13 protein-coding genes are annotated in these 20,816 nt (G+C 68.6%); 3 read left to right on the forward strand and 10 right to left on the reverse strand.

The genetic code is table 11. From position 1 onward, the window contains the following. Positions 1-95 precede the first annotated feature (95 nt). Positions 96-1,487 carry a glucose-6-phosphate isomerase gene (locus Pla123a_RS10610; protein WP_146586671.1) on the reverse strand — a complete coding sequence of 464 codons (1,392 nt, stop codon included), beginning with the start codon at positions 1,485-1,487 and terminating at the stop codon, positions 96-98. Between the two features lie 226 nt (positions 1,488-1,713). Between Pla123a_RS10610 and Pla123a_RS10615 the strand changes: the two genes are divergently transcribed. From Pla123a_RS10615 to Pla123a_RS10625, 3 genes are all read left to right on the forward strand, one after another. Further along, a complete protein-coding gene (locus tag Pla123a_RS10615) occupies positions 1,714-2,922 on the forward strand; it encodes a 2,3-bisphosphoglycerate-independent phosphoglycerate mutase (protein ID WP_146586673.1) in 1,209 nt (402 codons plus the stop codon). Between the two features lie 76 nt (positions 2,923-2,998). After that, positions 2,999-5,401, forward strand: a complete 2,403-nt coding sequence (locus Pla123a_RS10620; RefSeq protein ID WP_146586675.1) for a M48 family metalloprotease — start codon at positions 2,999-3,001, stop codon at positions 5,399-5,401. A gap of 10 nt (positions 5,402-5,411) precedes the next feature. Next, positions 5,412-6,110 (forward strand): MBL fold metallo-hydrolase, encoded by a 699-nt coding sequence (locus Pla123a_RS10625; protein WP_197527858.1) that lies wholly within the window; start codon positions 5,412-5,414, stop codon positions 6,108-6,110. Between the two features lie 4 nt (positions 6,111-6,114). Here the strand turns inward: Pla123a_RS10625 and Pla123a_RS10630 are convergent, their stop codons facing one another. From Pla123a_RS10630 to Pla123a_RS10670, 9 genes are all read right to left on the reverse strand, one after another. Next, entirely contained in the window at positions 6,115-7,359 is a 1,245-nt protein-coding gene (locus Pla123a_RS10630; protein WP_146586679.1) for an NPCBM/NEW2 domain-containing protein, read from the reverse strand. A gap of 16 nt (positions 7,360-7,375) precedes the next feature. Beyond that, complete coding sequence (locus Pla123a_RS10635) at positions 7,376-8,398, reverse strand: prenyltransferase/squalene oxidase repeat-containing protein (protein WP_231956387.1); 1,023 nt, start codon at positions 8,396-8,398, stop codon at positions 7,376-7,378. Between the two features lie 631 nt (positions 8,399-9,029). Then, entirely contained in the window at positions 9,030-10,337 is a 1,308-nt protein-coding gene (locus tag Pla123a_RS10640) for an outer membrane protein assembly factor BamB family protein (RefSeq protein ID WP_146586682.1), read from the reverse strand. 366 nt (positions 10,338-10,703) lie between these two features. After that, complete coding sequence (locus Pla123a_RS10645) at positions 10,704-11,750, reverse strand: glycosyltransferase family 4 protein (RefSeq protein ID WP_146586684.1); 1,047 nt, start codon at positions 11,748-11,750, stop codon at positions 10,704-10,706. Positions 11,751-11,790: 40 nt separating this feature from the next. Next, positions 11,791-12,975 carry a hypothetical protein gene (locus Pla123a_RS10650; protein ID WP_197527859.1) on the reverse strand — a complete coding sequence of 395 codons (1,185 nt, stop codon included), beginning with the start codon at positions 12,973-12,975 and terminating at the stop codon, positions 11,791-11,793. A 218-nt stretch (positions 12,976-13,193) separates the two neighbouring features. Beyond that, entirely contained in the window at positions 13,194-14,846 is a 1,653-nt protein-coding gene (locus Pla123a_RS10655) for a hypothetical protein (RefSeq protein WP_146586686.1), read from the reverse strand. 92 nt (positions 14,847-14,938) lie between these two features. Further along, complete coding sequence (locus Pla123a_RS10660) at positions 14,939-15,958, reverse strand: tetratricopeptide repeat protein (RefSeq protein WP_146586688.1); 1,020 nt, start codon at positions 15,956-15,958, stop codon at positions 14,939-14,941. A gap of 60 nt (positions 15,959-16,018) precedes the next feature. Then, entirely contained in the window at positions 16,019-16,762 is a 744-nt protein-coding gene (locus tag Pla123a_RS10665; protein WP_146586690.1) for a hypothetical protein, read from the reverse strand. 358 nt (positions 16,763-17,120) lie between these two features. Further along, complete coding sequence (locus tag Pla123a_RS10670) at positions 17,121-20,762, reverse strand: hypothetical protein (RefSeq protein WP_146586692.1); 3,642 nt, start codon at positions 20,760-20,762, stop codon at positions 17,121-17,123. Positions 20,763-20,816: the final 54 nt, after the last annotated feature.

The following is a 20,816-nucleotide window of genomic DNA, read 5'->3' on the forward strand; positions in this document are numbered from 1 at the left end:
ACGGTCCTCCAGGCGACCAGGGGTTGGGGGGATCTTCGTTGACCTACCCGAGCCCTCAGCCTAGCACACCCGCAAGGCCCAATCCAGCAGCCCCGCTAGCTGCGCAAAATGGCGTTCATATTGCGTTTGTAGGCTTCGACACCGGGCTGCCCGTAGGGGTTCACCCCGATCATTCGGCCCTCCACGACAGTCGCCAGCATGAACATCTGGAACAGCTGCCCCATGACGTACTCGTCGAGCTGCGGGCAGACGAGGTCGGCGGTCGGGCGGTTGTCGTCGAGGTACGCCTGGTTGGTGCCGGCGATGGCCGCCGAGAGGATGTTCGGCAGGGTCTTGTCGGCCAGCTCGTTGAGCTGGTCCTGGTTGTTGTCGCTCTCGCCGATCGCCAGCGGGTCGCGGTCGGCCGACTCGATGATCACGTTGGTGATCAGCTTGTCGCGTTTGCCTTCCTGGTGCTGCTGGCCGCGGCTGTGCAGGTCGCGGGTGTTGACGATAGTCAGCGGCAGCGCGCCCTTCTCGTGCTTGCCGAGGCTCTCGGCGAGCAGCTGATCGTACCACAGGCCGAGCGCCTCGAGCTTCTTGCCCCACGTGCTGAGGATGCGGATGTCGCACCCCTGCTTCTCTTCCAGCAGGTGGCACACGCCGACGTAGTCCAGCACGACGTTCTCGCCCGGTTTGGCCGACGCGAAGTGCTCGTTCATGTCGGCCGCGCCCTGCAGCAGCTTCTCGATGTCCAGGCCCATCACCGCCGCCGGCAGCAGGCCGACCGCCGAGAGCACCGAGAACCGGCCGCCGACGCCGTCGGGGACCTCGTAGATCTCCTGGCAGCCGAGCGCCTTGGAGAGGTCGAAGAGCTTGCCGCTCGTGCCGGTCACCGGCACGAAGTAGTCGGCCAGCTTCTCGTCGCCGCTGAGCGAATCCTTGAGCTCGCGGATCATGATCCGCGTGGCGGCGGCGGTCTCGAGGGTGCCGCCGCTCTTGCTGATCACCACCACGCCCCACTGGCCGGTGTCGCTGCCGAGCACGTCGAGCAGGCCCTGGGCGGCGTCGTTGTCGACGTTGTTGCCCTCGTAGAAGATCTTCGGGCGGCCGCCGCGCATCGCCGGCGGCACCTCGTTGTAGTACGGGTGGCAGCACGCCTCGGCCAGGGCGCGGGCTCCCATGTACGAGCCGCCGATGCCCAGCACCACGACGCTCGCGCAGCTGCCGGCCAGCCGGTCGGCGGTCGCCTTGAGCCGCGCGACCTCGCTGTCGGCGCCGCGGTCCTTGAGCTCCTGGAGCAGCCGATCCGGCAGCAGGTGGAACCCAGCGTCCAGCGGCTGCTTCGCGTCGGGCACGTCGACCCCATCGGCCCACAGCTGCGCGTCGGCCAGCACTTCCTCGCGGGCGTCATGGAGCTTCGGCGCGAGGGCCTCGAGGTCGGCGGCCGAGATACCGCCGCTCTTCAGGAACGTTCCGGCCGGGTTGTAGCGGATGCTGGTGCTCATGGGTCTCTGGGTCGCGAGGGTCTGCGTAGCAGGGATTGGGGGAATGCCGCCGCGCGTTATGGTCGCCCAGCGGGCCCCCCAATTCAAGAGGGCCGGCAAGCGCGTCAGCAAGCAGTTCGGCCAAGCCGCCGCGCGGCCCCTGACGACTCGGCGGGGCACGGGTAGAATCTAGTGTCTACCGACCACCACTTACCCCCATCCCCCTGCCCCCCCCCACCGATTCAAAATGGACATCCACGCCCTGATCAAGCCGCTGCTGCAGAAGAACGACTCGAAGATCGTCATGTATGTAGGCGATGGTCTGGGGGGGCTGCCGCAGCAGCCCGGTGGCAAGACCGAGCTCGAGGCGGCGTCCACGCCGAACCTCGACAAGCTGGCGGCCGAGGGCGTGAGCGGCAGCAGCATCCCGGTGGCGCCCGGCATCTCGCCCGGCAGCGGCCCGGGGCACCTCGGGCTGTTTGGGTTCGACCCGGTGGAGTACCTGATCGGCCGCGGCGCCCTCGAGGCGACCGGCATCGGCTTCGAGCTCAAGGAGGGCGACGTCGCGATCCGGGCCAACTTCTGCACGCTCGACGCCGACGGCAACATCGCCGACCGCCGCGCCGGCCGCATCCCGAGCGAGGAGTCGTTCAAGGTGGTCGAGAAGCTGGCCGCGGGGATCTCGATCCCCGGGACCGAGGTGTTCGTCAAGCCGGTAAAGGAGCACCGCTTTGTCGTCGTGTTCCGGGGCGCGGGCCTGGTCGGCAACGTCGCCGACACCGACCCGCAGGCGACCGGCGTCCCGCCGCTGCCCGCGGTCGCTAGGGACGACGCCAGCCAGAAGACCGCCAAGATCTGCGACGAGTTCATCGCCCAGGCCAAGAAGATCCTGGCCGACGAGCCGAAGGCCAACTGCTGCACCCTCCGCGGCATCACCGGCAAGCCGAGCATCCCTACGTACGAAGAGGTGTACGGGCTGAAGGCCGCCGCCATCGCCGTGTACCCGATGTACAAGGGCCTGGCCCAGCTGGTCGGCATGGACATCATCGGCGACGCCCAGACCATCGACGAGCAGATGGAGGTCCTCAAGGCCAACTGGGACAAGTACGACTTCTTCTTCATCCACTTCAAGTACACCGATTCGACCGGCGAGGACGGCAACTTCGACGCCAAGGTCAAGCGGACCGAGGAGTACGACTCCGCGGTCCCCAAGATCATGGAGCTCGGGCCCGATGTCGTGATCGCCACCGGCGACCACAGCACCCCCAGCATGCTCGCCAGCCACAGCTGGCACCCGGTCCCGACCCTGCTGTGGGCCAAGAACTGCCGCACCGACGCCTGCCAGACGTTCGGCGAGGCCGAGTGCCTCCACGGCGGCCTCGGCCAGTTCGAGGCCAAGCACCTGATGACGCTCGCCCTGGCGAACGCCGGCCGGCTGGCGAAGTTCGGGGCGTAGCGGCCGCGACAAACGATCGTGTCACGGCGGCGTGGGCGTGTTATCATCGGGCAGTCTTCTCCCGTGGTGACCGCCCATGCCTATCCAAGTCGTTTGCCCAGGCTGCAGCGCAGCATTCCGGGCCCCCGAAAAGGCCATCGGCCGTCAGGCCGCGTGCCCCAAGTGCTCGTCCGCGATTACGATCTCGGCGCCGACGACAAGCAGCCGGCGAGCGGCCTCCCCGGGCCCCGCCAAGTCTCCGCAGAAGAAGCAGCGCGCCCGGCTGACGCCCGAGAGCGTGGCGGCGGCGATCGAGGGCCCGATCGAGCCGGTCCGCACCACGCTGACCTACCGGCTGGGCATCCTGCTCTCGCTGGCCACGATGCTGCTGATGCCGCTGGTCTACGCTGCCCTGATCGCCGGCGCCTGCTACCTGGTCTACCTGCACGCGGTGACGAACACCGGCATCTTCGAGTCGGTGCGTGGCCGCGCGGTGATGTACGCGTTCCTGGCGTACCTTGCCCCATTGGTCGCGGGGCCGGTCATGATCCTGTTCATGATCAAGCCGCTGTTCGCCAGTCCGGCCCGACACCAGAAGACCCGCTCGCTGCGGCGTGAGTCGGAACCGGTGCTGTTCGCTTTCGTCGACAGCATCTGCGAGACCGTCGGCTCCGCGCGGCCCAAACGGATCGACATCGACTGTCAGGTGAACGCCTCGGCAGGGTTCCGCAAGGGCGTCGTCAGCATGCTGGGCAACGACCTGGTGCTCACTATCGGCATGCCGCTCGCCGCCGGCCTCACCGCCCGACAGCTCGGCGGCGTGCTGGCCCACGAGTTCGGCCACTTCACGCAGGGCGCCGGCATGCGGCTGACCTACCTCGTGCGTTCGATCAGCCACTGGTTTGTCCGCGTGGTCTACGAACGCGACAGCTGGGACGAGTGGCTCGCGACGACCGCCTCTTCGCTCGACATCCGCCTCGGGTGGGTGCTGTGGCTCGCGATGCTGGCGGTCTGGCTTACCCGCAAGATCCTGTGGGTGCTGCTCCACCTCGGCACGGCGGTGGCCGGCTTTACGCTCCGGCAGATGGAGTTCGACGCCGACCGCTACGAGGCCCGCTTCGCCGGCAGCGAGACCTTCGCCTCGACCGCGCGGCGGCTGCAGGAGCTCAACGCCGGGCAGCAGATGGCGTTCGCGCAGCTCAGCGCGTCGCACCAGGAGGGGCGCCTCGTGGACGACCTGCCAGCTCTGGTTACGCTCAACGCCAGCCGCCTGCCCCAGCAAACGCAGACCCTGATCAAGCAGGGACTCGAGAAGAGCGAAACCGGCCTGTTCGCCACTCACCCCTGCGACAAGGACCGGATCGCCAGCGCGATGGCGGAGCAGTCGCCGGGCGTCTTCCAGCTCGACGCGCCGGCGAGCGAGCTGTTCCGCGACTTCGCAGAGCAGGCCAAGGCCGCCTCGTGGGAGTTCTACCGCGACGTCTTTGGCAACAGGGTCGACAAGTCGGCGCTCACTTCGGTTGACGAGCTCCACGCCGACCACCGGCAGCAGGAAGCGGCGGACCACCGGCTGTCGGGCTACTTCCAGCAGGTGATCCGGGCGTACCGTCCCACGCCGATCGGCTCCGGCTTCCTCACCCCGCCGAAGGAGCCAAAGAAGGTGCTGGCTGAACTCAAGGCGGGCCGGCAGGCGTTTGAGTCGGGCGCCGAAGCGGCCCGCGATTCGCTCAAGAAGTACGACCAGGCGGACAGCCGGTTGATGGAGGCCCTCGTCTACGAGGCCTACCACAGCGCGCGGATCCGCGTAGACAAGAAGTCGGTCGAGAAGTGCTTCCACAGCCGCGAGGCCGCGAAGGACACGCAGCAACGCTGCGTCCGCAAGATGGGCGCGGCGAACGCCGAGCTCGCCAACTTCGACCAGGTGGTCGCCAAGCGTCTGCGGTCGGCGGTCGACCTGCTGCAGGTTGACCAAGTGGCCGGCCGATTGCAGGACGGGCGGAGCCTCCGCTCGCGTACGGAGAAGCTCGTCCCCGCGCTGGTGGCGATCGACGGGCAGATGGAAACCCTCCGCGGGCTCTGCCACGCGAACGTCATGCTTGGCGCGCTCATCCATCAGATGCAGTCGGCCGGTGAAGCGAGTGAGGAGATGGTGGCCGCAGCGGACCGGATTGTCGACCGGGTGCGGCCGAAGGTCTCGCAGCTGCGCGAGGTCCTGTCGCGGCAGAGCTACCCGTTCAAGCACAAGGATCCGTCCGTCAGCCTGGGCGCGTACGTGCTGCCGACGCCGCCGAACCCACGTGACCTCGGCGGTGTGATTGACGCGATCTCCGAAGTCTCTGAGGGAACCATCACGGTCCGCCGCCGGGTGCTCGGCGAATTGGCGACCATCGCCGAACAGGTAGAATCGTTGGTTGGCTGCCCGCCGCTGCCGCCCCTGCCGGACGCCGACGAACGGCCGAACGCCGAACAACAGCCCGACGAGAACGACTCTCTCCAATAGCCACTGCTCTGTGCCCATCATCCACCCTATCCGCCTGTCGCTCTCCAACGCCTACCTGGTGCTCGTCGAGCGCCCCGTGCTGGTCGACGCCGGCAGCCCGGGCGAGGAGCGGAAGATCGCCCGGGCGGTCGCCGCGGCCGGGGTTGAGTTGTCCGATATCTCGCTGATCCTGCTGACGCACGCGCACCGCGACCACGCCGGCTCGGCTAGGGCGCTCAAGGCGATGACCGGCGCGCCGGTCGCCCTGCACCCCGCCGAGCACGCGATGCTCGAGCGGGGCCACATGGGCAAGCTGCAGCCGGTGCGGCCGCGGCACGCCCTGTGGGAGCCGTTTCTCAACCGCCCCTTCCCTGGGCTGACCGCCGACCTGCCGCTGCACGACGGGCAGTCGCTCGCCGAGTGGGGACTCGGCGCCTCGGTGGTCGAGACCCCGGGGCACTCTAGCGGGTCGGTTTCAGTTGTCCTGCCCGACGGCGACGCCCTGGCGGGCGACCTCTTGATCGGCGGGTTCCTAGGCGGGCTGATCGAGCCGGGCCGCCCCCGCCTGCCCTACTTTGCCGAGGACCTGCCGCTGCTGCACGACAGCCTGGTGAAGCTGTGCGGCGTCGCGGCCGGTCGCTGGTACCTGGGCCACGGCGGACCGATTGACTCCTCGCAGATCGCGCCGCGGATCCGGGTCGCCGAGCTCGCCCCCGCCGGCGGGGCGTAATGGCTTACTTCTCCAGCCGCGCGTCGATCCACACCGCGTGGTCGCCGCGGTCGGCGTAGTCGGCGTAGTCCACCAGCAGTGCAATCGCCCGCGCGCCCTGCAGGTCAATCGCGACCGGCGTCGGCGGGTCGCCGGTGCGGATCACGGGGCTGTCGTACTCCGATGCGAAGCCCTGGTCGCGCGCCACCAGCACGTGGAACGTCACACTCCCCTCGGCGCCGCGGTCCTCCAGCGCCAGTTCGGCCGCGAACCGCCGCCACTCGCCGTCCAGGCGGTACACGGCCCGCGACGCGCTGTGCATCGCCAGGCCGTTGTGGAAGCGGCGGCCGCCGGCCTCGAACTCCCCGGTCGGCCCAGCCGGGTCGCGGTCCAGCGGCCAGCCGACGCTCAGGTACGGCGTGTGGCGGAAGTCGAGCGGCGCCAGCCCATTGAGGTACTGCACCCGCTCGCCGCTGGCCTGCAAGAACCGCACGCCGAGGTCCCGCTTGGCAGCAAACTCCTCGCCGACGCCCAGCCTTAGGTTGGTGCGGTGCGGCAGCTGCTCGATGTGCGTGACCGACAGCAGCGTGCCGTCGTCCAACCCGACCAGCAGCCGGCCCTCCGATCTGTTTGCATCGCGTGCGCCGCCAACCGCGACCGCCGCCACCCGGGCGACTTCAATCGGCGTGTCCTCGCCGGCGACCTTGAAGCCGACCGAGGTCTTGTCGATCGAGACCAACTCGCCCGCCAACGCGTCGCCCGAGTCGAGCCAGACCTGGTCCTCCGCGCCGCGGTACGCGGCCGACTCGGCCCGCACGCGATGGACGTCCGGCCCGCTAGCGGCCGCGAACCACACCGCTTGGACCGCCGGCTTGTCTAGCGTTACCGCGTTGAGCTGCGTGTTGCGCAGCAGCCACTCGCCGTCGGCGAGCTGCACCGCCCCGCCCCGCGCCCAGGCCGGGCCGCACGCGATGACCGATCCGTCCGCCAGCAGCGCGGTCGGCAGCGGGCCGCGCTCGGCCGGCGCTCCCCAGCGGACCAGCTCGTCGGCGGCGACCCGCCGCGGCTTGCCCTCAACGAGGAACTCTACAGCGTTTTCGCTCAGGGTCGAGAACATCGCCTCGACCGCCGGCTGGCCCAACCGCAGCAGCTCGCCCGAGGGGAGCGGCGTGTCCTCTTGGGCGAACGCCGCGTACGGCGTTGCGACCACGGCCGCCAGCAGAGCAACCGCTCGGCCGGCGCCGCGACTCGTTCTTCTGGTTCGCTTCAAGTGCATCCGTTCCCACTCAACGCTGAAAAATCGGCAACAGGTCATTCGGGATCTGCAGGATGATCGACGCCATCGCGGTCGAGTACACCGGCCCGATGTTGCTGTCGTCCCAGCGGCCGTCGGGCTGCTGGGCGGCGAGCAGGTCGTCGCGGATGGCCGGGTACCAGCGGGCCCACCGCTCTCCGCCGGCCTGCCACATCGCCTGCACGCCGTAGTAGTGGCCATAGTAGAAGTGCCCCGCGCGGCGGCCGATGACCCCGGGTCGCCGCCCCGGCTGCCGCAGGCCCGGCAGGTGCTGGTCGAGGTACGCCAGGCCGCGTTCGATCTCCGGCCCCTCGTACACGCCGGCGCTGTACAGCGCCACCACGCCGGCGGCCGAGCGCGGGAACACGCTGCCGCGCTGGTTGAGCATGTAGCGGAACCCGCCGTCGGGGTTCTGGCACTTGCGGACGTAGTTCGTGCACTTCTCGACCGTGTCGGCCGGCACGTGGATGCCGGCGTTCCGCGCCGCCCGCAGCGCCATGATCTGGCAGATCGTGACCGACAGGTCGGCGTCGTCGGGGCGCGGCTGGTACCGCCAGCCCCCCTCGTCGTTCTGGGTGCTGACAATCAGGTTGATCGCCGCGGTCAGCTTGTCACGCAGGTCGTCCCGCGGCGACATGCCGTACGCCTCGGCCAGGAACAGCGTCGCGAAGCCGTGCCCGTACATCGGCCCCTGGCTGGTCGCGCCGCCGATCGTGATGAACCCGCTCGGCTGCGACGCCGACAGCAAGTAGTTCAGGCAGCGGTCGAGGTTCACCGCGTACTGGCCCCGCTCGGGCGTGCTGCCGCTGGCCAGGTAAGCCATGCCGGACAGCCCGACCACCGCCACGTTCCGCCCGTAGCCGCCGCCGTAGGCGCCGTCGTCGTTCTGCGAGCGGGCCAGGTAGGCCAGACCACGGTCGACCGCCTGGTCGGCCGGCGCAATCAGCGCCGCGGCGGTCTCAGCCGGGCTCTGGGCGGCAACCGGCGCCGCCGGCGCCCCGAGCACGAGAGCCATCAACGCAGCCCAGTTCTTCCACATAGTCTTCTGCACAGGCCGCCAATGGCTCGCGGGGTGAGTGGGCAATCCTTCTGATACCACTGGCATTCTACCGGCCTGGCTCTCAAAGCGGCTACCGCACGGCGCTAGCAAGCCACCGGTCGCCGGACCGTTTAGTCCGAAACATCGATCGGAGGGGACAATACCTCGTGGATTTTGGGGCCTCAATCGCCGCAAACCCTATCCAACAACAGCTTTGCACCAAATCGCCGTTGGGCTAACCGTGGGGTTTTGTCCACACCGCCCCGCATCGGGGCCGAATAGGGGACACGACCCGAAGGTTGCTTCCGAGACAGACCCTTGGCCAGCTCTATTGGACCGCGCTGGGCACGATTTCTCTACTACGAAATGGCGAGATAGTCGGCTGGACTCCTCACCGCGTTCATCAGCCGCGGGGCGTTAGCCCCCGGTTCACAACCTCCACGACGGCCAGCCAACCGGACGCCAACGTGTGCCGGCTTATGGCGGATCGCAAGTCAACGCCGCTCGGGTGGCACGCCCTCCAAGGGCGTGGTCAATCACCACCAGGGCAGCCACGCCCCTTTAGGGCATGCCACCCTTGGCTGCCTTCTGCCTTCCCGGCCCGGCGCTACTCAGCCGACAAACAGTACAGGTACTTGTCCGAGCGGACGAACAGCTCGCCGTCGCTGGCGGCGGGGGTGGCGCTGAAGTCGCTGTCGTCGTCGGCGAAGGCCGGGTTGTGGGCCGTGACCTGGAACTCGTCGCCGGCTTGGATCACGTAGCTCTCGCCGCTGCGGGTGAACTGGACGATCTGGTCGCCCACCGCGATTGGGGACGCGTAGTCGGAGTTGGGGAAGCCGCCGGTCGGGCCGCCGAGCCTCGGCAGCCGCTCCTTGTACACGTAATCACCATCCTCCATGCTGGCCGCGTAGAACACGCCGCCTGAGGTCCAGTGCAGGTTGCCGCCGACCGCCACCGGCGTGTCGATGCCGGAGCGGAGCTTCTCCCGCCACAGGGTGTGGGTCGCGGAAACGTCGCCCTGGCCGTCGACGGCCACTGCCATGGCGTCGCCCCCGCGGCCGCCCATCAGGTAGGCCTTGCCGTCTTGCACGACGATGCTGCCACTCGGCGAGTCGAGCGGCGAGGCGGCGGTCCACACGGTCGAGCCGTCCCGCGGGTCTACCGCGATGATCTTCTTCGGCACGTTGAACAGCACCAGGGTGCGGCCGCCTACCTCGACGGTGGTCGGCGTCGACCACGAGTTGGTGAAGGCCTCGTCCTCGACCGACCACAGCTCCTCGCCGGTTTCCTTGTTCAGGCCGAGCAGCTTGTTGCCAAGGATGCCGGCGTTCACCACGACAATGTCGCCTACCAGGATCGGGCTCGAGCCGTCGCCCCACTTGGCGGGGTCGGACTTGGTCCCGAGGTCGACCTGCCAGAGCTGGTTGCCGTCGCGGTCGAAGGCGAACAGGCCCGACTTGCCGAGCACGGCGAACACGTGCTCGCCGTCAGACGCGGGGGTGCTGCTGGCGTAGCCGTGCTGGGTGATGAATCCCTTGTACGGGTCTTCGTCGCCGCCGGAGGCGACCGACTTCCGCCACAGCTCCTCGCCGGTCGCGCGGTCCAGCGCCAGCAGGTGCCGCGTCAGCTCGGTCGGGTCGCCCGGGTTCTCTTCGTCGAGCCCGTAGCCGGTGTACGCAGTCAGGTAGACCCGCCCCTCGGACACGACCGGCGACGAGGTCCCCTTGCCTGGCAGCGGGGTCCGCCACTTCAGGTTCTGGTCTGCCGACCAAGTCGTCGGGACCGGCGGCCCCTCGATCACGCCGGCGCCGTTCGGGCCCCGGAAGCGGTCCCAGTCGCCAGCCGACGCGTCATCGCCGCAGGTGACGCTGATGGAAACAAGGGTAACGATCATCATACCGAAGAGCTGCTTCATGGCCGTTGCTCGCGTCGCGGGAGGAGGGGTGAGGAACCGGTCCCCTTAGTCTAGGGGGATGGGCGCCCCTGACAAGCAGGCGAGCGGCCGCCCCTGAGGGGACACTACTCCGCGTTGTTGGCCACAAGTCGATGCGGACTCTCCCACTCGCGACGATTGGGGTTCCTGACGAAGAACCCGCCTGGGCAGCAGAGATGGCGAAAGAGGCGCGCCACCCCGGTCGGGAGTGGGCGAAGGTGCTGGCGCTTCCTGGGTCCCCGCCTGGCCACTCGTTGTGAGCAGCAGCCTTTCACTACCACTCCCCCCAAGGTCGAATGGGAGCTCGTGCCGAGAGTATTCGCGAGCTACCCCTCAGCCCGCACGCCGCTACGGCGCTAGGCGGTCGAAGATACGCTGCAGATGGTCGCCAACGTGGTGTTGCGAGAAGTGATCGAGGGCGTGCTGTCGAGCCGCGGCGCCAAGCGACTCCATCTGCTCGGGAGAACTCAACAGGCCGCGAATCGCGTCGGCCAGCTGGTCAGCGTCCGCCGGGTCGTAGACCAGCACGTTCTGGCCTGGGTCGACATACTCTGCCAGGCACGGCGCATCGGCCACAATGTTGGGCCGACCAAAGTACATGCCCTGTGTCAGACAGGCGTGGCCCGACCGAGAAGTCGCCGGCAACGGCAGGACGTGGATCTTGCTGTGGTACTGGACATTCCAGAGCACCTCTTTGGGGGCGTTCTCCAGCACCGTGACGTTCGCGGGGACGCGGAGCCCAGCCAGGCACTCCTGGCGGACAATCGCGACGAGCCGCACCTCCGGCAGTTGCTCCATTGCCGCGAACATGGTGCGGTAGTCTCGCATGCTCGCACCGACCGCGCAAATGTAATCGCCCGCGACGGCCGGCGACGCGTCGACATCTGCGTTTTCGAAATACCAGGGAACAAACTGGATACGCCCCAGGGCGAGCTCCAGTTCTTCCGAGTACTTGCGTTGCTCGTAGCCGGAGTGAACCACCAGCATATCGATATAGGGGGCGAGCCGACGGTAGAGGTGGCGTTCCCGGAAACCCCGCTCGTAGGGAGAATGAAAACTGAACGCCAGGTGGGCTGGCCTGCCGAAGCCGTGCACCGCCCGCTGCTTGGCGACCGTCATCGTGTCGAGCGGTCCGTGGGTAACGAGCACCGATCGTTCGCCCGTTTCGCGACTCGAGCGGAACGCCTCCTTGGCCGCCTTCTTGCCCGTGTAGTAGAAGTGCCAACGCCACTGGCGGTCTTGATTCTCAGGTTCGATCCAACGCCATCCAGGTGGCGCAAAGTCGGGAACGACAACGTGCAAATCGATCATGCGTACCCGGCTCGAAACAGCCGTGCTCGCGCTCGCGCGGGACTCGCCGTCGGGTTGGTGATTGGGGGCGAGGAGTTGTTGCATGGGACTGAGAAAAGTGATGTTGGGGCAGCGGGCTCTCGCACTAGCTTGCGATCACTCGGGGGAGCAGCTCGTCGGTCCACAACGACGCCGCACGGCTCTCTGGCAATTCGACGTCGTCGAAATCGACAATCTGACCTGCGTCGACCGGGCGTTTCAGCCTGGCGCCCTGCAGCAGCCCGATCGGCACGTGATCAGGACGTTCGACGGTCCTGACCGCGGAACCCCGGACCTCGAACCCGCCAATCGCGTGGGTGAATTGAGCGCCCCGCGGCAGCGGCTTCTTGGCGATGGCCGCCACGCTGACGCGGGGAACTTCGCCGTTGTTGAGCAGCGGCGGCGCGCCGGCCGCGGTCCTCTGCAGGCTCTTGGCGACCTCGAGCCCACACAGGTGGTAGGGACGCAGCAGCAGGTACGCGGCGCCGCCCTTGGTGCGGAGCTTCTCGTACGGCCCGTAGTGCGGGAGCGTGGTGGAAACGGGGTGCTCAGCCAGCAGGAACACCCCGGGGGGGGCGGTGCTGCACTGCACGTAGTCGCTGATCGGGCGCCCCAGCTTGCGCGCCCGCTGGGCGAGGTAATCGGTCTCTTCGATGCAGCCAACCGCGCCGCCGATCAGCCCTTCTTCAGCGATCGCGGCGTCAAACGCATTGGCGCACAACGCCTGTTCGACGTGCAGCTTGGTTCCATCGGTGAAGGAGGTCGTCTCGACCAGGCTGAGCCCCTGCCGCTCGCTCCAGTACTTCATCTCCGCGGGATCGGGGTTGTGATTCAAGAACCCCTTGATGTTGACGTACGCCAGCGGCTCGAACCCCATGCCGAGGGCCTCGTTCCGAAGGAGGGCGAGCGCCCCGGGCTGATCGCCGTCGGCCTCGCTCAGGTAGCCGAGGCCGGCGAGGTACGACCCGGTCGTGACGTGGAGCTCGGCGTTCATCGTCACGACCTTACGCCCGGCGCGCAGCGCCCGCTCGACCACCACGGTTGCGTGGAGCGGATCGCCTGTCGATTCGAAAACAATGTCCGAGCTTTCGATCAACGCGTCGACCGACTGTGTCAGCAGTTCCGATCGAATCCCCTCGACCGAATCAAGCGGGCGACGAGTAAGCACCCGCGTGACCTCCAGGGGGTTGGCGACCGCGCAGCCAGTCGGCTTCGATCCGCGCAAATCATCGATCACCTGCAACGCCTGCTTGACGATGAAGCCGGTGCCAACAATGCCTATTCGGGCCACTGGAATCCACTTACAAGAGCCTGCAAAAAGGGGGCCGCCACTCGATTGAGTGGAGCCGACACGCTGCTCTAGAATAACCGGGAAAGTCGCGGTTACCAGTACCTCGCCCGCGCCGCGAAAAAAAGTAGGGCGACGAAAATTGTCTAGGCGAGGGCCCTGAAAGCCAATTTCCAGCGGCACGGGGCGTCGGGGCGCCCTCCCGCCGGCCTCCTCCCTCCCTACGGGGCTGGCTCGGGCGAGGCGGCCCGTACCGTGATCGGCCAGCCGGTGAACTGCTTGGCGTCCGGTGCCGCGACGTCCGCGACGCGGGGCCAGCACTCGAAGGTGACGGTCTGGGCCTGCTTGTCGAACCGCACCAGGCCGTAGCCGCCGCCGAACGACGGCGAGTCGGGGTTGGCGTAGGCGTGCATCGTGATGCGGTTGTCGAAGCCGTCGCGGTAGTCGCCGGTCCAGGGGAGCGGGTTCCGCGGGTCGTGGTTCTCGCCGGCGGCGCCCCCCTCGGGGCTCCACCAGCGGCTGTAGTAGTTGTTGACGATCGCCGGCACGACGAACGCCCAGGGGCCGTCGCGGTACTCGTCGATGCCGTGCTGCACGACCGTGCCTAGGTGCTGGTCGCCGCCGATGTGCACGGCTCCGGCCCGCTGGATCAGCCGCAGCGCCGCGTCGCGGCCGGCCTGGGGCCAGCCATTCGAGTCGAGGTCGGCGTGCAGCCGATTGTTCTTGCCGCCGTGGATGTGGGCGGCGCCGCAGAAGCCGGTCTGCGACAGCACCGCCTTCATGGCGACGCCGTCGCGGTCGCCGGCCCACTGCTCGAGGAACGCCAGCTGCCGCTCGCCGAGCAGCTCGAGGCCCGGCAGGTTGATCGACTGCGGGTCGTAGTCGGGGCTCTGGATGTGGTCGGGCCGCGGTCCCTGCTGCGGGATCTTGCCGGCCGGGCCGGACTTGAACTTGCGGTCCTCGAGGATCGCGAAGTCGACGCCCCCCAGCTTGAGCCGCGTGAAGTAGACGCCGATCCCCTGCCCCACCGGCGCGGGGTCGACCGGGTCGGGCAGGTGCGCGGTCTGCTGCCGCTCAACCATCTTCACGTAGTCGGCGTCGAGCAAATAGCCGCCGTCCGCCGCGCCCGGCAGCTTGGCCTGCTTGCCCGACTCGCCCCACAGGTTCGGCTGCCCGACGTCGTGGTCGTCGGGGATGGTGATGCAGGGGCGGTCGCGGAGCACGTCGCGGAACTGGCGCCCCCAGGCGAGCCAGGCGGCGGTGTGCTCGCGGTGGTCGTACGACTGGTCGCCGGCGAAGAACAACAGGTCGGGGTCCTGGTGCAGCAGGTTGGCGACCATCCGCGCGCGGCCGCCGCGGTCCTTGTTCGAGTTGCACGACAGCGCGGCGAGCACCACCTCACGCTGGTCGCCGGGGTCGCGCCGGATCGCCCCCTCGAACACCGCGTCGTCGCCGTGCCGCAGCCGGTACGCGGCCGTGTGTGAGGCGTCCCAGTCCTCGACGCGGAAGCTCGTGGACCAACCGATGTCGTTGACCTCCTGCCGCGCGGCCTCGCGCCACTCGCCATTGCGTTGGAACTCGAGCCGCACGGAACGGGTTTCTTCCGGGTACAGCGGGTAGAGCTGCGCCGAGAGCTTCAGCACTCCGTCGGCCACCGTGTACAGGCCAAACGCCACCACCTGATCCCGCGGCACGTCCATCTTGTGGATCTTCGAAGGCGGGCGGTTCCACCAGTCGTTGGTGGCGAGCGTGTCGACGCCCTCGAACGGCGCGGCGACCGGCGGTTCGCCGTGCGCCGTTTTTGCTGCAACGGGCGCGGCCGGGCAGTGACTAGTTAGGAAACCGAGGACAAGCAGCAAGACACGGGTGGGCATTGAGGGGAACTCCCAGAGAAGCGACGTCGGACACTGCCCAGTCAGTCCGTACGCAGAAGGTCGCGCAGGCCGGCCGACGGTGTGCCTCTGTTTTACTCTGGCGGCGCGGCTCGTTCCACCATGTCGCCGCCGTGACGACCGGCAGACCAGGTTTCGCAGGGCTCAATGCGATAAGGAACGCCGCGTTTGAACTGCTCAGCAACACAAGCAACCTTCGCCTTTTCTGCCTCGGGCGTTAGCTCCAAAGCGGTCTCGGCGTGGCGGATTGCGGATTCGAAGTCTCCCACTTCAGCGTAGGCTGCCGCTAGTACGCTAATCGTCGCCCAATTCTCCCAGCCGGTCTGAACACACACACGGAGCGCGTTCGCTACCGCCTTCTCGCCGTCGCGGATCGAGGCGTCCGGGCAGCATGCCTGCAGCCGCGCAACCATATAGGCAGCGCTAAAGTCACTCTCATTGAGCTGGTTTGCTTCCACATATGCGTCGTATGCTTCGGACCAATTTTCAAGGCTTTCGTAGCACACACCTCGGCAGTGGGCGCAGAAACCCTCTCCGCCCGGGTAGGGAGTCGAGGACGTGAGGTCCTGAATCGCTTCAGACCAGTTCTGCAGCGACGTCCGCAAGCAGCCGCGGAGTGCTTGGGCGTCGTCGATTCGTGGGTCGAGGGCGATCGCACGTGAGAGGTCGGACTCGGCCTCTTGCAGATCACCGACGTGCCATTTCGAGACGCCGCGGTTCCGCCAATTCTCTGGGAGGTTCGGATTCAGACGCAGCGCCTCGTCGAGCAGCGGGATCGCAATGTCGTGACGTTCAGCGACCATCAGTTCGGCCGCATGATGCGACAACCCCCACACCACCCAATCCCGACCGCAGAGAAGCCGCAGCATCCAAAGCCTGCCGCGTGCGAAGCAGGGCGCCACCAGGCGTAGCGCCAGACTCATGCGGAAGTACCAGACGCCCCATCTCCACGCCCATAGGATCGCCCAGAAAACCACGCCCCAGCCCAGCAGCACCAGCAGTGCCCCATCGGCGAACGAAGCGACCACCGCGATCACGGTGCTGAAAATCAGCAGGTCAAGGACCGAGAACTGAAAAGCCGGGCGGGCAGCCAACTTGGACTCTCGGTCGCAGGGAAGGCGTCAGCGGTTCACTTGCGTGGGCGGGATAAACAGCTACCTTCCCGCTTCTTCCTCCGCCAACCGCTGGTAGTACCGCTCGATCTCCTCGCGGTACTGCGGCAGGAACTCGTCGGACGAGCCCTGCATCATCTGCTCGCGCAGCCGCTGCGGCAGGTGGCCCCAGACCTCCTTCATCAGCTCCTCGGACGAGCGCCCGCTGGCGGCCTCGCCGGCCGACGAGTCGAGGCGTTTGGTCGAGTCGCCCGCGGCGTTCTGCGCGGTCGACTGGCTCGGCTTGCCCTGGCCCGGCTTCGGCTCGCCCGGCTTCGGCTTCGACTCGGACTGCTGCGACGGCTTCGGCTGGCTCCGCTTGCTCTGTTGCGAATCGTTCGGCTTGGGGTTGTTGCACTGGCCCCCCTGACACTGCTTCTCCATCTTCGCGATCAGCACGTCCAGGTCGCTGACGATCTGCTCCTGCACCTCCTTCGTGCCCTGGTCGAGGCGGTCGATCAGCTCCGACGCCTGGCCCATGCTCTCTTGCACACGGGCGAGCGGGTCCTCGCCCGGCTTGCCGACGTCCTCGCCGACGATCGGCGCCTGTGGCTTGCCGTCGAGGTTGTCTTGCAGCAGCTTGTCGAGCACCTGGCGGTCGGGGACGAGGCCGGGGTTCCGCGGCGGCGCCTGCCGCTGGTCGGCGGCCGGCGGCGGCGTGAGCAGGTCGTCGAGGCCCTGGGTCAGGCCCGGCGCGCCGCCGTACTCCGTGCCGGCAACGGCGTTGCCAACGAGCAGGGTTAGCACCGCGAGCGATGAAAGAAGCCCCCCTGCGCGAGAGCACGGAGAGCTTGAATAGGGGACTGGCTCGCGCCCCCAGCACAGGTCTCGGGTCATGTGAAACGCGAGCGGTCGCGTGCCTGTCCCCTTTTCAAGCGCAGCTTCAGGGTTGGGCAGACCGCCCGAGTGGTCCGTCGAAAAAAGGGGACAGGCACGACGCGGCGTGGAGGGCCAAGACTGCGCGCCGGCTCGACGCGTCGAGCCAGTCCCCGTTTTTCGCCTTGCGTGGCTCGGTTTGGTGGTCGAGGCCAAACATCCCCTAACGCACCCCCACCCTAGCCCTCTCCCGGAGGGGGAGGGAACACGACTGGCGATTTGATTGCTATTACGTCGCGTCATCGGGCAGTTCTCCTGGGTTGGTCTGCCGTTCATTCATACGCTCAATCAGCTCTTGGACAAGCTCGCCGAGCCGCTGCTGCCGGCCGGACAGGTCGTCGGCCTGGCGGCGGGCGGCGGCCGGCTCGATGCGGCGGTCGGCCGCCTCGGCCTCGAGCGACCGGGTCTGGGCGTTCACGTCGAGCTGCATCAATCGTAGCATCTTTAGCTCGGCGACATCGATCGGCGAGGGGGGCGGCTGCTGGCCTTGCTGGCCCTGGCCTTGCCCGCCGCCTTGCTGCTGCTCCTCCTCTTCGTCTTCGGGCGGATTCATCTGCAGCGCGTCGGACACGTGTTTGAGCCGCTGCAGCGCCGCGTATTGCCGCTGCTGGGTCGGCCGGTCGACCTGGTCGGCCTCAAGCCGCTCGATCGCCTGGTCCATGTCACTGACGGCGCCGCGGAGGGCGAGCTCGAACACCTCGCGTTCCGCCACGTTGCGGCGGGCAACCTCGATGTCCTCGCGGAGGTCGGTCTGGCCGGCGGCAAGCTCGTCGACGGTCGCTTCAAAATCCTTGCCGGCGGCGCCCGCCTGGGCTTCCTGGTCGGCGCCGACGGTCCCCTCGAGCAGCTTGATCTGCCGCTCGATGTACGCCGGCAGCCGACCCGCCAGACGGTCGAGAACGCGGAGCGCCTGGGCCAGCTCCTGCCGCTCGATTTCCTGCTGCAGCTGCTCCTGCGCCTTCTTGAGTTGCTCCTGGGCGTCGGCCAGCTTCTGCTCGCCCGACTCGCCCTGACGCGACTGCTCGGCCGACTGCTCCATGCTCTGCGCGCCCTGCTGCGTGCTCTCGCCGGAGGGCTGCGCGCCGAGGCGGTCGAGCTTGCGGCCCATCCGCTCGGTCTGGTCGGCCAGCTTCTGGCGGTCGCGTTGCTGGCCCGGCTTGTCGGCGTCCTGCTGCAGATTGTCGAGCTTCTCCTGCAGCTCGGCCAGCTTCTCCTGCGCCTTGCGGAGCTGCTCGACCAGCTCCTTCGGGTCGGACGACGCGCGGTCGCGGAGGGTCTCGAGCATGTTCCGCATGTCGTCGGCGGCCGACTCCTGCTCGCCCGCCGAGCGGCCGAGCTGACCGGCGCCGAGCTGCCGCTCCGCCTCCTGCAGCTTGCCCCGCGTGGCGTTGTCCTGCGACTCGGCCAAAGCGTCGGCCAGCGCCTGGGCCGCGTCGGACGGCTCACCCCCCTGCCCTTCCGACGGCGCACCCTGAGATTGGGACTGGTCGGCCGCCTTCCGCATCGCGTCCTGCAGCTTGCCAAACCGCTTGGCGATCTCGGCCTGCGCGGCCCGCAGCTTGGCCCGCGCGGCGGCCCGCTCGGGCGTCTGCCGCCCGGCCGCGGCGGCCCGGGCCGCCTCCTTGCTGGTCTCGTCGCGGAGCTCACGCTGCTCGCGTTCCAGCTCGCTCAGCTCCTGGGCGAACCGCTGGTAGTCGGACCAGTTGGACATCCGCTCGACCATCTGCTCGAGCGACTCGATCGCGCGGTCCTGCTGCCCGGCGGCGCCGGCGAGCGACTCGTTGACGCTCGCTTCGGCCTCCTTGTTGGGCTGATTGTCCGCTTGGCCGGCGGCCTCCTCGGCGGCGCGTCGCGCGGCGGCCAGCTCGCGGCCGGCCGAGGCGAGCGGCCCGTCGGCCAGCCGGCGGAGCTCGTCCCGCAGCGACTCGAGCTGCTGCTCGAGCTCGGGCTGGTCCTGGCGGTTGCGTCGCAGCTCGCTCAGCAGCTCCCCCGCGCGGGCGGCGGCGCCGCGGCGTTCGTCCGACACGCCCTGGTTGATGCGGAGCTGCTCGAAGCCGAGCGCCGAGAGCCGGTCGAGGGTCTGCGGCGTGGTGCGGGGGCTCGCCTCGCGGTCGATGCCGAGCTCGCCGGCGGCAACGCGGGCCTCGCGCTGCTCGGTCAGCAACCGGCTGAGGTCCTGCACCAGGTCCGACTGCATGTCGGCCAGGCGGGACTCGAACTCCTCGTCGGAGATGATCACGATCCGCCGCGGGACGCTCGTCGCGCCGACGCCGGGGCGGAAGTCGGTCGCCTCGACCGAGATCAGCACGCGGTCGCCCGGCTCCAGGCCCAGGCCCTCGAGCTCGAAGTCGTGGGCCAGCTCGCGGGAATCGGCCGGCGCGTCCCACGGCAGCGAGTCGAGGTGCGGCGGCGCCTCGGGGCCGGTGTAGATCGCGATCCGCTCGGCCGGCTGTTCTGGCTGTTTGTCGGCAGGCTGCTGTGCGGGCCCGTCGTTTTGCTCGTCGTCCGGCTCGAATTGGGCGAGCGGATCGGTCTCTACCTCGCGACGCCAAAGCAGCTCGGCCCTGGCGATCGCCAGGTTGTCCTCGGCCAGCACCCGCACCGGCACCACCGCTCGGCTGGTGACCAGCGCCTCGCCAGTCGGCTCGATCCACTCGACCGACGGCGGCGTGTCGGGCTCGACCCGCAGCAACCGCGGCTTGCTTTGCCCCCGCAGGCCATCGCGGCTGGTGATGCGGAGCCGGTAGCTAACTGCCAGCGGGCTAGATCCCGTCGTGGCGGGAACCCACGCATCTGGCAGCGCGGCCAACGTTTGTTCGGTAACCTCCAGCGGCAGCTCTTCTTGCTCGCCGTCGATCCGCACCAGGAGCTCCGCCGACTCAATCGGCTCTTCGGCCACTGCTTCGAGGCTGATCCGCGATCCTTCCAGCACGCGGTCCTCGTCGCGGAGCGTCCGCGGGTCGAGGCCCGTGTAGTCGGGCGGCGTGGCGTCGAGCGTGAGGCCGCTAACCTGCGGCGGGTCGACCACCTCGACCTCGCGCCACGGCATCGTGTCGTCGTCGCCGCCGGTGACGCGGAAGGCGAATGCCTGGCGGACGTTCTCGCGGAGCAGCGTGACGGCGTCGCCGGCGGCGGGGAGCGGCTGCTCCTCGAGCCGCGTCTTGCCGCCGACGCGGGTGCGGTACTGCACCCGCAGGTCGGTCGGCAGGCCGCGGCCCTGGGTCTCTTCGACGCGGACCTCGAACGACTGCCCACGGGCGATGCGCGTGGGCGGTTCGACCACGCTCAGGTGGTTGCGGCGGGGCCAGTTCTGGTCGGACCACGGCGCGACGAGCCGCGCGGCGGCGGTTTTTAGCCCGGAGGGGTCGGCTACGCCGAACACGACCGCGATGGCTAGGCACGCGGCGAGCCACTGCCCGGCGCGGCGGAGCGGGCGGCGGTCGATCACTTCTTCGAGGTCGAGCTGTTCGACCTCGGCGGTGGTATTCACGACGACCGCACGCCGCAGGTCGGCCGAGCCGGCCGACGGGTCGTCGATCCGCTGCTGCAGAAACTCAATCGCGCTAGCCAGCCGGCTGCCGAGCGTCGGCCGCGCGTCCTGGATCTGCTGAGCCACCGTCAGCGGAGTCACCCCCCGCCACGAGGCGGGCGCCAGCCAGCGGTACGCGGCCGCCACGACCGCCGCCAACAGCAGCCCCGCCGACAGCCACCGCATGCCGTCGTCCGACAGCCGCATCGCGTAGTCGGCCAGCATCAAGAGCAGCGCCACGCCGAGCGCCGTCGCCACGACCCGCCCCACCGCCGTCAGCATCGCGACACGCCGCGTACGCTGGGCGATCTGGAGAACGCGTTGAAGGAGTGGGTGCGGCACGGTTGAGAAGTCGGTTGGTGAGTGGCGGTTCGTTTAGTTACGCCCTCCCCCAGA

It is taken from the genome of Posidoniimonas polymericola (assembly GCF_007859935.1).
Classification (GTDB): Bacteria; Planctomycetota; Planctomycetia; order Pirellulales; family Lacipirellulaceae; genus Posidoniimonas; species Posidoniimonas polymericola.

What these genes read in the sequence shown, in the direction of transcription:
- Pla123a_RS10640 (WP_146586682.1), bottom strand. Translation starts at nt 10,337, where the DNA reads ATGAAGCAGCTCTTCGGTATGATGATCGTTACCCTTGTTTCCATCAGC.
- Pla123a_RS10620 (WP_146586675.1), top strand. Translation starts at nt 2,999, where the DNA reads ATGCCTATCCAAGTCGTTTGCCCAGGCTGCAGCGCAGCATTCCGGGCC.
- Pla123a_RS10645 (WP_146586684.1), bottom strand. Translation starts at nt 11,750, where the DNA reads ATGCAACAACTCCTCGCCCCCAATCACCAACCCGACGGCGAGTCCCGC.
- Pla123a_RS10635 (WP_231956387.1), bottom strand. Translation starts at nt 8,398, where the DNA reads ATGGCTCTCGTGCTCGGGGCGCCGGCGGCGCCGGTTGCCGCCCAGAGC.
- Pla123a_RS10610 (WP_146586671.1), bottom strand. Translation starts at nt 1,487, where the DNA reads ATGAGCACCAGCATCCGCTACAACCCGGCCGGAACGTTCCTGAAGAGC.
- Pla123a_RS10615 (WP_146586673.1), top strand. Translation starts at nt 1,714, where the DNA reads ATGGACATCCACGCCCTGATCAAGCCGCTGCTGCAGAAGAACGACTCG.
- Pla123a_RS10655 (WP_146586686.1), bottom strand. Translation starts at nt 14,846, where the DNA reads ATGCCCACCCGTGTCTTGCTGCTTGTCCTCGGTTTCCTAACTAGTCAC.